The following is a 15,793-nucleotide window of genomic DNA, read 5'->3' as shown; positions in this document are numbered from 1 at the left end:
CACGCCGTTAGAGACAAAACAGGATAAAACTATAGACCCTTTTGCGTAGCACTGCATAATGGAATTGTTTTTTACACTTTTGCTTTCCCCGTTTTTACGTTGTTTCAAACTTACGGCTCTAATCTTACTTAGTATATATATTGTATCACATTAGATGTACAAAATCAATCTATTTAAACCTGTTGCTGCAGCAACCAGGCAACAATCGTAAAATGGAGAAGACACTCCTTATGCAGCATTATCAAGCGAACTAAGCTGCAAATTTTCCAACTCCTTTTCGTTTGTTTATCATATCTTTTTTAACCTTGAAACTGGTACGTCTTTTGGAGGCAAGATTGTCCCCGAAAGGCCTCTAAGCGGTATTCCGAACCGTTTAGAGGGCCTTTAAAAGTCATAGTAAAAAGATATTTTGAATATTTTTCGCCATAGAATGGCGGCGCATTTGTGAGATGTGCGTATAGATGTCTCCTGTTGTTTCCATATCTGCATGGGGTGGCTATCAAAATGCACAACTGATAGCCACCCCACTTATTTTGTTGCTAAACCGCCGTTTGCAGATCATTTACCTCTTGCTCAGCAAGTTCCCGAACCTTTTCAAATTCATCCTGAAACTTAAAGTGAATGGTGAGCCGCCTGCCCTCATGCACATCAATGCGCTCAATTAGCTCGGTCACAAGGCTGCGGTTCAGGCTTTCTATATCCTGATATTGCTTAAACCGCTCCAACCATTCATTTTGCAGTGCCTCCTGATGTTCAAGGTTCTGCCTTTCCTCTCGGAGCGATGCAATCTGCTCCGTCAGAGAGGTGGCTTTCTCTGCATAACCTGATTTTAAGGAAACGTATTCGTCCTGCGAAATGATGCTTTTTTTGAGGTCGGTATACAGTTCCAGCTTGATGCTTTCAACTTCTGCAAGCTCCTGTTGCTTTTTTGAAATACTCTTATCCAGCCTGTCCGCTTGGCTCTGGCGATGCCTTTGGTAATCCAGCTTTTTAAGCACCTTTTCAAAATCCATCAGTATTTGCGTATGCTTTTGAACGGTTTGCAGAACTGCTGTATAAATTTCATGTTCTGCAATGGTATGCTTTGTGCAGGCATCGTGGGAATAGGCTGTATAGGTGTGGCAGCGGTAATTGACATATACCTTGCCATTCTTCTTGGTTACCACAACACGCTCCATTGCCCGTTTGCAGTCAGCGCAGCGGAGCAGCCCCGAAAACAAATACACATTGCCAGTTTTAAGCGTAGACTTGGTACGCAGTTTCATCAGCCCCTGCACGCGGTCAAAGGTGTACTGGTCAATAATCGGTTCGTGGGTGTTCTCTACAATAATCCAGTCGGACTTATCAATTTTCATCCTCTTATAATTCTTGTAGCTGACCTGTGACCGTTTATTCTGCGTGATATGCCCAAGATAAGTGGGATCCTCCAGTATCGTGGTAATTGTCTGTGAACTCCAAAGCCACGACATCCTGTTCGCATACTCATGCTTTGGGTAGCCCTCTCGCTCATTGCGGATAAAGCGCTGCTTTGCGGGTGAGAGAATACTCAGCGCATTCAGCCGTTTGGCAATTGGTGTCTTGCCGAGTCCCTCAATGTACCACCTAAAAATATCCCGGACTATATCAGCTGTTTCATTGTCTACAATGAGCCTTGTTTTGTCCTTGGGATTTCTTAAGTACCCATAGCAGGCATATCCACCGATAAACTCCCCACGTTTCCGCTTGGCGGTCATGGCACTGCGTACCTTGATGGATAAATCCCTACTATATGAATCGTTAAGCAGATTTTTCAGAGGAATCAGAATACTATCCATCTCCGCAGGGCGCAGAAAGCTGTCCACATGGTCATTAATGGCGATAAATCGAACACCCAGCATCGGGAATACCTGCTCCATGTAAACGCCTGCTTCAGTGTAGTTTCTACCGAATCGGGATAAATCCTTAACCACTACACAGTTAATATTGCCCTTATGGATTTCCTCCATCATTCGCTGAAAGCCGGGACGGTCAAAATTCGTGCCAGTCAGTCCGTCATCAATAAAGGTCAAGTGGTCACCCAAATCTGGTTGTGAAGCGATAAAATCGCCTATTATCTGCTGTTGGTTCACCACACTTTCACTTTCGGCCTTTTCACCACTTCTTGTGTCGGCATCCTCCCTCGAAAGGCGGATGTACGCCGCTGTTTTCCATACCTTCGTTGTATTACTTGCCATACAGTCCTCCTGACTTTAGGACTATCGGCGACTGTGAATCCATTATAGAATGAATCCCGCGCCGCGTCCAGACAAATTCTTATTTTTATAGTTCAAACTCGTTTTCTTCCTCATAAGTTGCATAAACGCTATGAGATGTGCCGTTTTGTTGCTCCTCCTGCCAGCGCAGCACCTCTGCAAGGGTATCGGCTATGGTGGCTAAAAGTAGTCCCGCCTGCTGGCTCTCTGCCTGTGCCTTTTCGTGTTGCCTGCCGTGCTTTTCCTAGCATAGAATCCAGTGCCTTGCGGGAGAGAGCAATCTCGATTTCCTGCTTTGTCATGCCGTCGAAGGCAATATCTCGAAAATACATATCCTGATAGCGGTCTGGAGTATCTGGGCAATGTAGCTGCCCCAGTTCCAGTAAAGCCTCCTGCAACAGCTGCATATCACTGCGCCCGATTCTTGCAAGTGCGGTATTACAGTTCCATGTATCCTTAAAGTTTTCTATGCTAAAATCGCCGTAGGACATCAACTTCCGGTTGGAACATTTACGTTCGGATTGTAAGCCGTATACACCGGCAGGAATGGTAAATAAAACACTTTTTTCACCCACATAAGCATTAATTCCAAGCCGGTCCATGCGGTGCATAAAGTCAACGCAGTTGTGACTAAGGGTAAGATTGTCTGCAATGTCTTGTGCCAGCTGCCGTTTCCAACTTGCTGTTTGGGCATACTCTCCATAGGAACGATGCCCCTTTTTACCGTGTTCAATGACGGACAAGCCATGCTCTAAACAGAGTTCATCAGAGAGGGAACGCATACGTTTCAAGTCTTCTGGACTGGACTGCCATTTACAGCCATTCTCACGGCTGACAGAATTGATGATATAGTGAACGTGCATATGCGCTTCATTGGTATGCACCGCCATCACCACTTGAAAGCCGTGAAAATGCTCATACCGTTTGATAAACTCCTGACCGATTTTGTATGCCAGTTCAGGGGATGCGTTGTCTCTTGGGTCAAAGCTTTGCACAAAGTGAGCATATTGCCGTCCTGTGTCTTTGTGAAAGGCACGTTTGGTGATAACCATCTGCTGGTATTCCTTGCCCTTTAGCAAGTCCTTGCAGTGGACCAGTGCGCCGTTTTGGGTCTTTCGGTCATCCTTGATATAGTCCAGCCCCGCCCGCAGTCCTGCAAGGTTGCCGACACGCACCTTAATCGGTTTGACAATCGCCATCGTTATCACCTCCAAGAGTTATGTAAATGCGTTCCAACACAGCGGAAAGCTGTGCCTGCATTTCTTCCAGATTGGGATTCTGTACTGACCGCTGGTGGCAAAGTACCGTGAGCTGATTAAGATTTGTACCGATTTTATTTAACTCATAACTGCACTTGTCCAATCCTTTGATGTTGCGGACTTCTTTTCCCAGCACGGCATGACGGCAAAAATCTGACATTCGGATACCTGATTTTTTGACCTTGGACTGTATCCGTTGCAGTTCATAATCCGATACCCGAAATGAAATTCTATGGGTTCTGTTCATGGTAGCACTCCTTCCTGAATTGGATTCCAAGGGTGCAAAATCATCTGCGTTTTTCTCCCTCTGTGGAGCAGGAAAACTATCTGCACACCACTAGGGGTGTGGACGGATGTCCGACAGATAGGACGCTTGCCACACCCTTTGGGTGTGAATCCGTCCCCGTTGTCTGACACTCTCCGCAAAAAGAAATGAGGGTAAGAGTGCAAAATACCCTATGTAGGCATTTTTGCACTCTTACCCTCAAATGGACACAAAAATAGCTCTGTGCGAAAAATCACACAGAGCTACTCGGTCACAATTCTATTTTGCAAATGAACATATAATCTCCTTGGAACCGGCTGTTTCTTTTTAAAAAGTTGATATTCATAAAATAATAAAGGCGTAATAAAAAGGTTTCCAGTCCACAATGCCGATTTGCTGGTTATGCAAATCCCATAACAGCCGCCCCCGATTCTTTCGCAAATCAGGGTGATGCGTGTTGCCGTCTTTCAGGCCTGCCGCCATGGCAGAAGTATCATGATTGCACATTGAGGTTGTAGCAATTCCGCTGTACCACACAGCAGTAACAGCCGCAAGGTATATCGCCGGATATTAAAATCCGTTAGCGCCCTTCGGCTCGTCGCTCGCCCAATGCTCACGTTGCATTGCGAGATACCATGTTCATTTGTCAAGGTTCATAATAACCTTCTTCAATTTTAGCAAATAACCGAGAGAATGTAAACAAGGATTATTCGACAGATTTCTATAGCGTTGTGTAATCAATCAGCAACCATACTGATTTCCAAATCACACATCTAAATTATTGTAATCCATTATTTACTATAAATGAAGCAACAGTCATACGGTTAACACCAAAAATTCTTGCTATTTCACATTTAGATACATTTTTTTCTAATAAAGTTCGAATGACTTCCTCATGACCTGTAAGTTTGACTTTCGCAGATTTACTGCCCTTAGGGCGACCTAAAATAACACCCTCCGATTTCTTCCTTGCCAGTGCCTCTTTAGTTCGCTGACTAATCAAATTACGTTCTATTTCGGCCGATAAGCCAAAGGCCAAAACCTTGCTTTGAATGTCTTCTCCTAACCGATATCCATCTTTGATAGTCCACACTTTGCACTCTTTTGTCATACAGAGATTCAGTATTTCCATTATCATAAACAGATTTCTACCTAGACGAGATAGTTCTGCGCAAATAATTAAATCATCCTTCTTGACTTTTTTTAGTAGGGCACCTAGTTTTCGTTTATCGTAATTTTTTGTACCGCTAATGGTTTCTTCAATCCAACCATCAATATTAATGCTATTGCTTTGAGCAAAATTTTCAATTTCAAATCTCTGATTTTCGACAGTTTGTTTATCACTGCTCACTCTTATGTATCCATAATTCATTATTTGATTCGCTCCTTTAAATTTGATAATATTATAGGAGCGTTATGTACACTAATGGCTGCAAATGGTGTCCTCGAAATGCTTTCAACACAGCATTGGCTTCTTCTGCATTGAGGAAAATTCCCACCTGATGTTTCTCTTCTGCATGAGGTAAAGGCACATTCGCTGCTGGATTTCTGCTGATATATTCCAGAATTACAGCTGCATTGAGTGTTTCCTTAATCACAAGCCCCAAACTTCTTATCGATGCGATGGATAGACCCCCTTCCTTTCCATCCATACGTCCTCCCGTAAACTTGTAGTTGTAAAACTCCACAAAGTGTTTAGGAAGCAGCTGTGAAAGCGTCAAAGCTTTTTCCTCGAAATATGGAATCACATAAAATTAAAACAGTATCGGAGAAAACCATGGTGATGATTTCTCATATACATACTTTGCTCAAACGTCTATGAGAACAGCTTCTGATATTATGGGCTGGTTTCGTGAATCCGGTTATTCGCTTTCTTGATTGGAATTGCTGTAGTGTGCGGGAGCGCAGGCTCTCGATCTCTTCAACGTCGCTGCCCTCGCGAGTGATCCAGTCCTCCGCATTTGTGATGCCGGTCACACTCTCAATGTGGATCAGGCTCTGCGTGATCTTGCCTGCCGGGACATTGTAATCGCTGCCAGCGCTCTCGGCTTCCACCAGCACGCTGCAGCTGGTGCTGCCCGCGGTAAATACCACCGCGCGCTGGTGGAGATATATCGTAGCACATTGCCGTCTCTGTCTGGCTCCGTTTTGAAAATATACCCTGCCGGGATCGTGACATTTGCGGTCGTCACCGTGCGGGCGAGCGTCAGGTTGCCCTGCGTCTTGAGCGCCTGCTTGCGGGTCTTCCCGAAGTCAGCCGCCCGCAACTCCAGCCAGTCCACATTATCTGCAGATGATACGTAGGCATTGCTTACACTCGCGTTCGCTTATGGTAAGATGGTTGTAGCTTATCGAGTAACCACCTAATGTTAATGGTTGTGTCGTAACTCCCATTTTATCATATTGGTTGTCTCGATGGGCCTTTTTATTTCAGCCTGTTGCACTTAGATTGTACATCCGCCACTTTTATAACGTATACTACAGTTCCATAAATATCCGATCTCCAACATTACATACCTGCATGATTTTCTCGCCGGAGGCAACACAACTATATTGCCCCGGAAAAGTTGATGAGCGGGTGAAATCGCGGGTGAAATCACGGCATAGGTTAGCGCTGCATTAATCTTATCACCTCTTGCAAAATGGGCATAGCCGGGATACCGCCCCGACGACTGACGCAAATGGTGGCGGTAGCATTGCCGAACCGCGCAAAAGAAGCGGCATCCTCCAGATTAACCGCTTCAAGCGGTTTACCTGATTTCAGCAGCTGACAGAGAAAGCCTCCCCAAAAGGCATCGCCCGCGCCGGTGGTATCGGTGGCGGGAAGATCGTAGCCGGGTATCATGCGACATTCGCCCTTTCGACATACAAGCGCCCCCGCTTTTCCAAGAGTCACCGCTATCAGGCCGATTCCCCGATCACTTAGCTCCTTTGCCGCTTTTTCCGGGTCACGATAACCGCTGAGCAGCTCAGTTTCCTCATCTGACAGCTTCATAACGTCCATCAAAGGCAAGGGCTCCCGCATTCTCAAAACAGCTTCTTCCCTGCTGCTCCACAGGGAGGCGCGGTAATTGGGATCGTAAGAGATGATCGCCCCGGCTTTTTTGGCTCGTTGGACCGCTGCGTAGGTCGCGGTCCTGACAGGCTCATCGGTCAGGGAAAGAGAACCGATGTGTAATACCGCTGTATTGTCCAGGACTTCAAGGTTCAGTTCTCCCGCAGCCAGGCAGGTATCTGCACCCGGCTTGCGCGCAAAGGAGAATTCCCGCTCGCCGCCATTCAGTGAGACAAAGGCCATGGTGGTAAACACATTCTCTGCCATGATCAGTCCCCGGGTATCAATACCGACTTTTTCCAGCGTCATGCGCAGAAACCGGCCGTGCATATCCTGCCCCACCTTGCCGATAAAGGCTGTTTTTGCCCCGAGGCGTGACAGCGCACTGAGCAGGTTGGCGGGAGCACCTCCAGGGTTCTGCTCAAACAGGCGCATCCCAGAGGGTGAGCGACCCGCTTCGGTAAAATCAATGAGCGCTTCGCCCAAAGCAACGACGTCGTATTTTTTTCCCGTTAACGTTGATTGATCGTTCATGCCTTTTCCCCTTCCACCGTTGGCGGATATTCGTTACAGAGCAGCCGGTAGGGAGGCTCATCCTCCTCGATGGCGGGAAAGCGTCCTAATTTCTCGTAAAAACGGTTGTCGTTGGCATCGTCGTTGCACATGGAGACCTCTCCCAGCAGCACCGGCCCGGTTCCGGGCTCAACTTTAAAATCATGGTAGAGGTAAGGTGTAATGGTGATGCTCTCGCCGGGACAGAGCCGAACTTGTGTCCCGGCCTGCACGGTATATCGACGTCCATCCGAAAACACCGTGACAAGGGTATCTGCCAGCTTCTCGTCCGGGGCCGCGTTGTAGACCTGAATCAGGATATTGCCGCCGCCTCGATTGATGATGTCCTCCATTTTGTACCAGTGAAAGTGCATGGGGGAATACTGGCATTCCTCCAGCATCAGCAGTTTCTCGGCATAGGTCTTTTGATACTTGCTGTTCAGTTTGCCGTTGCGCAGAGTAATCAGGGTAAATCCCAGCTCATCGAATTTTCCCTCGCCGTAGTCGGTCACGTCCCAGCCGAGCATGGTTTCACGGATTTCGTCGTACGCATGGCTCTTACCCAGCCAATTTTCCGGAGTCCAGCTGCAAAAGGGCGGCAACATAAATCCATGCTTTTTTGCTGTTTCCTCCATTCTTCGGATCGCGGCATTAATTTGTGAACGCTTCATATGCAACCTCCTGTCAATATGATTTGCAGGTAAATTGTTTCAACTTGCCGATAAAGGCACGTTGATATACAAAATAGAGTAAGCTTAACGCCTCCACCGCAGGAAAGCCTGACAGACAGGGCGAAAGCCGCGATATTTGATTGTTGGATTTTTCTACCAATCATAATAAGGCGGCTATTAAGCGCGGAAATTCAGATAGTGTACAGTACCAAATTTACGGTTTATTTGCGTTCAAGCGGCCTTTCGCTGATGATAATATCCCCAGCATAAGGCGTCATAAAGCGCAGGTATCCGTTTTGATCAGTCCAGTAAGCAGGTACCGCGATGCGCCGGCAGGCGTTAGTCGCCCTGTTATAGCTGTAGAAGCACAAATTTTGGGTATCCGTACCGGACAGATCGACCTTTGCGGCAATTCTTACGGTAACGCCCCAATCCTCTTGCTGGTCGAAATGAATGACCCGAAGCTGATTGGCGAACCATCTTTCAAACGTTTTATGGGTCCTTTCCACTTCCGTGCCTGTAACGTAGCCAGATACAAGGGTATCCTTTGTTATGTTTTCGGACTGATCGATGTAGAGCCTCACCTGTACCGCGTTATTTAAGACAGTATCGTGCTCGAAGCGCAGGCCGCCAAATGCCGCGAACGAACTTTTGCGCACGCCGTGCTTGCCGCTTGACGAGGTTCTTAAAAATCCGTTTTGACGGTTCTGTTCGTTTGTGCTGAGTTCCTGCGCAGAATTTTGTTCAAGCCAAGGCGAGGAGGGCGCGGGGGGCGTATAGGTAGAGCTGTCGCCGCTGTTATCGCTGTCGCCGCTTGCCGACGATTGAGGCTTGAAGGTGACATGGAGTTCGCTATCTTCCATCGCCTTCGCAAACGTGTAAGGATTGGTCAACACATTTGTCCAAGTAACGCGGCGATACATCCGGCACACTCAGCCGGACCGGATGGTTTTGGATTACCTCGATCACTTGGTCGAGAAGTTCGCCCAGATTAGTCCCGATGTCCAAACCATAACTGCCGAGTGAATACCCCTCCAGCAGGAAGTTTTCGTATCCCCCGGCAATGCCTTCCTTCATTTCGGAAAGTATCTCCTCCGGAGAACGGCTCTGGATTTTGCCGATCGCAAACTTGATCGCGCAGTAAGAACAGTTGCAGGCGCACCCAAGCATGCACTGGATGCGGAACGTAGACTCGTTGTTCTCGCGGATGATGGCTGCGATCTCTTTTACCGAACGCAGATTTTCTTTGGAGGTTTCAACACCGATCTCGTCTCTGGTTAACGGATCGGCCGACATTAGTCCGTGTTCTCGATAGGTGGGGTGTAACTGCCACGCACCGATTATATTGGGGCGCCTGAAGTCACACAATTTGTACTTCATATCGAAATATTCATCAAGTTTCTCGTAATTGCGGGGGTCAAAGGTCATGTAGCCATCCAATACTTTGCCGTTGATCTTGGGTAGGCAGCCGCCAACATAGACCTCGCACCCCTTCTTCTTCTCTGACTCGATCCGCTTAAGTGTCTGAAGGCCAAAGTCTTCGGCCGCCCGGGTAAATCCGCAGGTGGAAAGCAGAATCACATCGGCCTCGCGATCGGTTTCAAAATCGTCTTCCGACACCATATAGTCATTTCCCAGAAAGTATGCTTTGACCTGCTCAAGTTCCAATTCACGCCGGTTGCAGCTTGTTGAAATGATCTGTACCTTTGCCATGATGTCTTCCTCTTTCTCTCTGTTTTTTATGATGGGTTTGCCGTTACAGCAAGAGCTGTGTCAACCGCTTCATATCACCTTTCAGATTGGCATTGCCAGAAGAATCCGCCTCCTGATGTCCATTCCGCACGACTCGATGGTGTGCCGTAGCAAATAGGCTGCCGCTTTGAGAAAAACCCGATAGATGTGCGCTCGGGTGTGCATCTGCGTCAAAACCGGTACGTCCCCTACGACATCAGAATCTGCGGGTGCGGGGGGGACAACCTGGTTTTCGAGGTTGCTCACGTTAAATGGCCTTCACTGGCGCCAGTATCTCCGTTAAAGTCTCAATCCTGGACTCAAAAGCCCCTCGCGCCATTCTGCCGGTACCGATCAGGTAAATATAATCGTACAGGTTCGGAAGGCAGGGAAGCCCGAGCAGCCTCTTGGCGAACGCATGCGCGGCAACCTCGCCGCAACGGTTAATCTTTGCCTTTCGCGAAAGGCCGAACAGCCTTATGGTTTCCACACTGTCCAGCTGCTCCGTTACCGATGTTCCTGTTTTATACTCCCAAAAGTGGAAAAATTCATGAGAAAGGTGAATACGCAGCGCGCGGTCATAATTTAGTTCCGGCAAGCCGTCATAATTACTGTGCTCCACCAGTGCCCGGATGGAATCGGTATATAGTTCCACCCTGCACTCTTTCTCGCCCATGACTGCCTGACCACGCAGCGTGACGCCGAAGCTTGAACTGCGATTGGTCCGGTAATCCACGACAATTCCATACTGGCGGTAAAGATCGAAAATATCACATCCGGAAAACTGCCGTGCCGCCGCTTCGCCGGCCGCCAGAGAACCGTCGATATAGTAATTCAGCCGACCGGCGGGGATTTTATGAAAGAGCATATCCTGTGAGAGCTCATACAGCGCGAGTATACGGTCATCGATCATTCGCTTCTCCTTTATTTATACATTGCCGCGATGATTTCCTCTTCCGGCTGTAACAGTTCAGTTTCCAGGTCCAAAATGGAATAAAGCTGATCGGCGGTCTGTATACCGGTCAAATCGAGCATCTTTTCCTTGTAGAATATGAACACCTTGGGTATCGTGGCGTTGGCGTCAGAATAGGTCGTATTTTCGTCCAGGAAAGGGTTGAAGCTGCGCTCCCTGTCCTTTTTGCGGAACTTGAGATACCGGACATTTTCCCTGCGCAGATGTACCACGCCCTCCCTGTCCACCACAGCGAGCCTTTGCGTCGAGCGTTTAATGAACCCGAACAGCGCTTTTCTCGGCACCTTAGCGTGGAACACAGACCAGCGGCCGGCAGAGCAGGCAAACTGGGCCTGATCGTGCTCCACGCCGAGCGCTTCGGCGGCGACCTGTTTCAGCTGCTCCTTCGATGCGGTGCCCGCGCCCGGGTCTTTTTGCCTGAGCTCGGTGGCGCCGGTAGCGATTGCCCGCAGGATGTTTTTCTGCGCATCTATCTCGATCGCTACGTCGACCGTTTCTTCCTTCGCGCCGGACCGGACGATCTGTTCGATGACGTCGGCGCGTATCTTTTTGATATCGGCGTCGGTGGGACTTTGGACGGTACGCTCCAACTGCTCACGGACCATGGCAAGGGCCACGCCGATGGTAGAAATGTAGGGCGCATTTTTGGCGATCCTGCATTTAACTCCCATCTTTTCCGCCAGCGCGTTCACGACCACCGATCCGCTGCCGCCGCCGCCTACCAGCGTGATGTAGCCCCTGTCCAGTTCATACTCGTCTATAAGATCCTCCACCACGGCAGCCAGCTTGTCTGTTGCCAGATCAATCGCCTGCCGGGCCGCCTGTTCTGCTCCGGTCCCCATATGCTCGCCCAGCGCCTGCCAGGCCGCTCTGGCGGAAGCCTGCACGCCGCGGGCGTAGTCGCCTTCCGGCACATATCCCAGAAGGTTGGCGGCTCCGGCCAGCGTGAGCGAATATTCCGCGCCGTCCTGAGCGACGGCGACGGCGTATTCGCAGGGATCTTCGGAACGCGGGCTGACCAGGCGGATCTTGGGGCCGGCGACTGCGCCCTCGGAGGCAAAGCATTCATATTCAAGCCCCGCTATGTGTGCGCTGCGTGGGCCTACGTCGACGATTTTGCCGTCCCTGACGCGTATCATGCTGCCACCCGCCACACCGAGGGTCCGCACGTCCAGGCTTTGCAGATAGGTCTTGTGGCCGCCCACCTGCGCATACTTGATCATGACTCTGCCGTTTTTAATCACGCTGATATCGACGCTGGTGCCTCCCGCCTCGAAGAAAATACCGTCGGATATCTTTTCATACATCAGGGCTCCGGCTACCCCTGCGGCAAGTCCGGAAAGCATGGTCAGAATCGGGCGCCCCCGCATTTCGTCGATGCTCATTACGCCGCCGTCACAACGCATGATCATCAGGTCGGACTCTATTTTGGTATCCTTAACCGCCTGTTCGGTCATATCAGCCGTCTCCACCATTTTCGGGATCAGGCTGGCGTTGACCACGGCGGTTCGGGTGCGCATTTTAAGGCCGTATAGTTGGCTGATCTCATGGCCTCCGGTACTGTATAAACCCCTGTCGCGCGCTTTTTGCATGACCCTGAGCTCGTTGGCGGGGTCATCCACGCCGAAGGCTTCGCTGGCGACGATGACCTGCGCCCCACGCCCAAGCAGCCCGGTTATAGCGGATTCGATGTCTTCATCGGTCATCTGCCTGCTGTCTAAAAATGTGGCGGCGCTTTTCAGATATTTGCCCGGCGCGAGCTCTATGTTCTCAATGGCAGTATCGTTCCTGGCGCCGTACGCATCCATACCGGTCGCCATGCCTACGACTCCGACACTGGCCACGTCGCCTTCCAAAAGCGCGTTGGTGGCTTGCGTCGTACCATGGGCGATAAACGTTACGTCCTGTGGCAGAATACCGTGTTCCTTCATCAGTTCGGAAATAATCTGCACAACTCCATGAGCTACACCCTCACGATGGGTTGTTGGTATCTTTTTCTTCGCGATGACCTCAAAACTGTTATTGTCAATCACAACCGCATCGGTGAAAGTCCCGCCGACATCGATTCCTATTCTGACCTTGCCCATCTAATGGCCTCCAAAATCTTTGTTATAACACAATAAAGCTTGCTATGATCAGGCCTGCGAAAGTAGAGGCCATGATCCATAAAATCGTTTTTTTCAAAAATTCGTTAACATCGGTTTTCGTAAAGTCGGATACCCAGACATTGTGGGAATTGGTAGGATCGCATACCGACTGCACGTTGGAATCCAGACGCAGCGCTACCATGGCGGCGATGGGATTCATGCCGGAGGCTGCCAGAAGGGCAACGATCCCGCTGCCAAGTCCCCATACATTGAGAGGGCCGCGATAAATCGCCAGGAAGCTCAGCAAGCCGAACAGCAAAACGAACATGATCGGATTACCGGGAATAATAACGGAGATCACTGGATTGAGTACGGCGGCAACCTCCGGAGCCATGACAGACTTCAGCACCATACCGATGCCGATCATCAGCGCCGCCGCTCCCGCCGTATCCTGAATGCCCTCGACGAAGCCGCTGGAAACCACCTGCACCACGTTCTTGGGGGTGGAGAGAATCAGCGTGACCACGATGCCGACCATGATTGCGGGTACCAGCTGCATTTTTAACGCAAATACCAGCACAATGGGAACCAGCGGGCTGATCAAGGCGATGGTACGGACATTCCTTTCACTGGAAACCTGCTCCCCCTCCAATGTCGGCATTGCCCAAGCTTTACGGGTCTTGCGACTTTTGGTAATCCAGAACACCAGCATTACCACCGAGACAACGATCAGCGGAATCCCGCACAGCCAGGAATAACCAGTGACTGTTTCCAGGGGGAGGCCCAAAGTGTCTATGTAAACACCCAGCGTACCTACACTGAAAGTCACCCCAATGCCATTGGACAGCAGGAGTACGGCGCCGGCTGTCAAGGGGTCGACTCCGGCGCTGATCATGATGGGGACAATGATCGTACCCACAAGGATGACCATGCCCAACCCGTTGGCCGCAGCAAAAATGATAGAGCAGACAAGCAGGAAGGCCAGAGCAATTGGCAGAGGCTTGTCTCCCGCCAACTCAGCCGCTTTGCGAATAATGGTGCGTGTGATGCCGACCTTGGTGAGTATCTTTCCGAACCATCCGCCGAAAAGAAGCCCGGCGATCGCTGTACTCATGCGCATCGCGCCGCCTTCAAGCACGTCCTTGGCTATGGTGAACTTTTCACCGTCTGACGACATGAAAGGAATGCCGGCTACCAGCGCAATGCCCACGGCCATGATTGGCAGGGCAAGGATGGTTGGCAGCTTGCGGAGCATCATAAGCGCCACGCACGCCGCAAAGATGATAAAGATGCCGATTGCCTGTACGGTTGCCATAATAATTCCTCCTCATATTCTATTGGCGGCCTCGCCAAAATAAACCGGTAAAAAATGAGATGTAAAGCCTGAACTGATTATTGCTCAATTTTCATTTATCTGACTTCAAGATATGCGCCCTGTTCTCTGAGCGCGGCCTGCACGGCGGCAACGTCCACACCGCTCACATCGCCGCCCTTCGAGGCAGCCTGAGCAGCCGCGACTCCCGCCGCCTGCCCCATCGCACCGGCGCTGGGAGACAATCGCAGGGATGCCTGCGCTTCAAAAGTGGCGGAACAGCATCGGCCGGTCACGACAAGATTGGCGATCTCTTCGCATATCATCACCTCGAGAGGGATGTCATAATAGCTTCCGCGTTCGTTTAAAAAAGTGCTGGTTGTCCCTTCCCCTTTGGGGTTGTGTATGTCAATAGGGTAGCCGGAGTGAGCGATTACACTGTCAAAACGCCTGCACGCAAGGATATCCGCGGCGGTGAGGGTGTAACGTCCGACCAATTGTCTCGAGCCGCGCACTCCAACTGAAGGGCCGGTGAATTCCAGCAGGGCATTTTTAAAGCCGGGCACATATTTGCGCATAAAACGGTCAAGCTGATCACATTGTCTGCGGCCGACGAGCTCGGCATCGCTGAGGCTCGCCGCGCTTGTAGCATCATGCTCAATGATGCGGGTGGTGTTCAGTATGTACTCGCCCTCCCTGTCGGTAGCAAACATCAGGATGTTTTCCCGCGCCATCTCCAGCTCCCCGGCCGCCTTGGCCTGCGCCACCTCACCGGAAAACCCCTCGAGGTCCATCGGAATGTCGCGGCGCAGCAGATCGGCATGTTCTCTCATCTGCGGGAAATCCTCTAAATTCATCAACACATGCGCTTTCAGTACCTTGGTGTTTACATTGCAGTATTTCATTTTCATTGTCATGGGCTGCGCCGCGCCGTCCTCAGGGCGGCCCCGGGTCATTACCGCTCCGGCCCAGGCGGCAATATCCCCGTCGCCGGTAGCGTCGATAATCACTTTGGCCTTTATCGAATTTAACCCATCCTTGTTACAAACAGTCAGCCCGGTGAGCCGATCGCCCTCCCGGTTTACCGCTCCGATAAAGCTGTGGAATAACAGCGTTGCGCCGGCACTGGTCAACAGTTCGTCGAGTACAAGCTTTAATCCCTCGGCGTTAAAGGGCGTCACCGTATCAGTGTACTGCTTGGTGTCCGGTACATGCCCGGGAGAATATCCCCTATTTACAAGCGCGTCCACTACTTCCTGCATGAAGCCGCGGATTACCTGCTTTTCACCGGCGTGAAAAGTCATCATGGGTCCTACCCCACAGCTTGTCAGAGTTCCTCCGAGGTATCCGCCTTGTTCCACCACCAGCACGTCGGCGCCACAACGGGCGGCCGCAACTGCGGCGGCGCAGCCGGATACCCCTCCTCCCGCAACAATAACATCAAATTGCCGGTCATAAATTGAATTTGCCATTGTCATACCGCCTTTGTTGAAAATTTAAGTTGGGACTGGACGGGATAAAACAACATGTTACAGTAGCGATTAAAATTTTATATGTACATTATAACTAAATTTATCACACTTTGATAAATATTATAGGATAATATTAGCACTGCTTTCAAATAATGTCAATCATTTTGATAGATTTTTTTATATCG

The 15,793-nt window shown here is 50.1% G+C and carries 15 protein-coding genes; all 15 read right to left on the bottom strand.

All coding sequences use genetic code 11. The features are described from left to right. Positions 1–539: 539 nt before the first annotated feature. Complete coding sequence (locus C1A10_RS16760; RefSeq protein WP_101911340.1) at positions 540–2,213, bottom strand: recombinase family protein; 1,674 nt, start codon at positions 2,211–2,213, stop codon at positions 540–542. A gap of 128 nt (positions 2,214–2,341) precedes the next feature. Next, positions 2,342–3,430, bottom strand: coding sequence for a relaxase/mobilization nuclease domain-containing protein (locus C1A10_RS16755; RefSeq protein WP_101911339.1), 1,089 nt, complete (start codon positions 3,428–3,430; stop codon positions 2,342–2,344). After that, the gene (locus C1A10_RS16750; protein ID WP_101911338.1) at positions 3,408–3,737 is read right to left on the bottom strand and encodes a plasmid mobilization protein; all 330 of its coding nucleotides are present in this window, start codon (positions 3,735–3,737) and stop codon (positions 3,408–3,410) included. The genes C1A10_RS16755 and C1A10_RS16750 overlap by 23 nt, the downstream gene beginning before the upstream one ends. 796 nt (positions 3,738–4,533) lie before the next feature. Further along, on the bottom strand, positions 4,534–5,127 hold the full coding sequence (locus C1A10_RS16745) for a master DNA invertase Mpi family serine-type recombinase (RefSeq protein ID WP_101911337.1): 594 nt from the start codon (positions 5,125–5,127) through the stop codon (positions 4,534–4,536). A 31-nt stretch (positions 5,128–5,158) separates the two neighbouring features. Next, positions 5,159–5,407, bottom strand: a complete 249-nt coding sequence (locus C1A10_RS16740; RefSeq protein ID WP_101911336.1) for a hypothetical protein — start codon at positions 5,405–5,407, stop codon at positions 5,159–5,161. 139 nt (positions 5,408–5,546) lie between these two features. Further along, complete coding sequence (locus tag C1A10_RS19000; protein WP_479724268.1) at positions 5,547–5,849, bottom strand: baseplate J/gp47 family protein; 303 nt, start codon at positions 5,847–5,849, stop codon at positions 5,547–5,549. A 514-nt stretch (positions 5,850–6,363) separates the two neighbouring features. Further along, positions 6,364–7,344 carry a carbohydrate kinase family protein gene (locus tag C1A10_RS16730; RefSeq protein WP_101911334.1) on the bottom strand — a complete coding sequence of 327 codons (981 nt, stop codon included), beginning with the start codon at positions 7,342–7,344 and terminating at the stop codon, positions 6,364–6,366. Continuing rightward, positions 7,341–8,033, bottom strand: coding sequence for a D-lyxose/D-mannose family sugar isomerase (locus C1A10_RS16725; protein WP_101911333.1), 693 nt, complete (start codon positions 8,031–8,033; stop codon positions 7,341–7,343). The genes C1A10_RS16730 and C1A10_RS16725 overlap by 4 nt, the downstream gene beginning before the upstream one ends. 221 nt (positions 8,034–8,254) lie before the next feature. Further along, the gene (locus C1A10_RS16720; RefSeq protein ID WP_101911332.1) at positions 8,255–8,896 is read right to left on the bottom strand and encodes a hypothetical protein; all 642 of its coding nucleotides are present in this window, start codon (positions 8,894–8,896) and stop codon (positions 8,255–8,257) included. Next, on the bottom strand, positions 8,886–9,746 hold the full coding sequence (locus tag C1A10_RS16715) for a hypothetical protein (RefSeq protein WP_101911331.1): 861 nt from the start codon (positions 9,744–9,746) through the stop codon (positions 8,886–8,888). Before C1A10_RS16715 ends, C1A10_RS16720 begins: the two co-directional genes overlap by 11 nt. Positions 9,747–9,827: 81 nt before the next feature. Then, complete coding sequence (locus C1A10_RS16710; RefSeq protein WP_101911330.1) at positions 9,828–10,031, bottom strand: hypothetical protein; 204 nt, start codon at positions 10,029–10,031, stop codon at positions 9,828–9,830. Position 10,032: 1 nt separating this feature from the next. Continuing rightward, complete coding sequence (locus C1A10_RS16705) at positions 10,033–10,677, bottom strand: hypothetical protein (protein ID WP_101911329.1); 645 nt, start codon at positions 10,675–10,677, stop codon at positions 10,033–10,035. Between the two features lie 11 nt (positions 10,678–10,688). Further along, positions 10,689–12,824 carry a hydantoinase/oxoprolinase family protein gene (locus C1A10_RS16700; RefSeq protein ID WP_101911328.1) on the bottom strand — a complete coding sequence of 712 codons (2,136 nt, stop codon included), beginning with the start codon at positions 12,822–12,824 and terminating at the stop codon, positions 10,689–10,691. 22 nt (positions 12,825–12,846) lie between these two features. Beyond that, positions 12,847–14,139, bottom strand: a complete 1,293-nt coding sequence (locus C1A10_RS16695; protein WP_101911327.1) for a citrate transporter — start codon at positions 14,137–14,139, stop codon at positions 12,847–12,849. 95 nt (positions 14,140–14,234) lie between these two features. Beyond that, complete coding sequence (locus C1A10_RS16690) at positions 14,235–15,608, bottom strand: FAD-dependent oxidoreductase (protein WP_101911326.1); 1,374 nt, start codon at positions 15,606–15,608, stop codon at positions 14,235–14,237. Between the last annotated feature and the right edge of the window lie 185 nt (positions 15,609–15,793).

Origin of the sequence: Marasmitruncus massiliensis, from assembly GCF_900186535.1 — a bacterium.
GTDB lineage: Bacteria > Bacillota > Clostridia > Oscillospirales > Ruminococcaceae > Anaerotruncus > Anaerotruncus massiliensis_A.
This window is presented reverse-complemented; position numbering and strand designations above follow the sequence as displayed.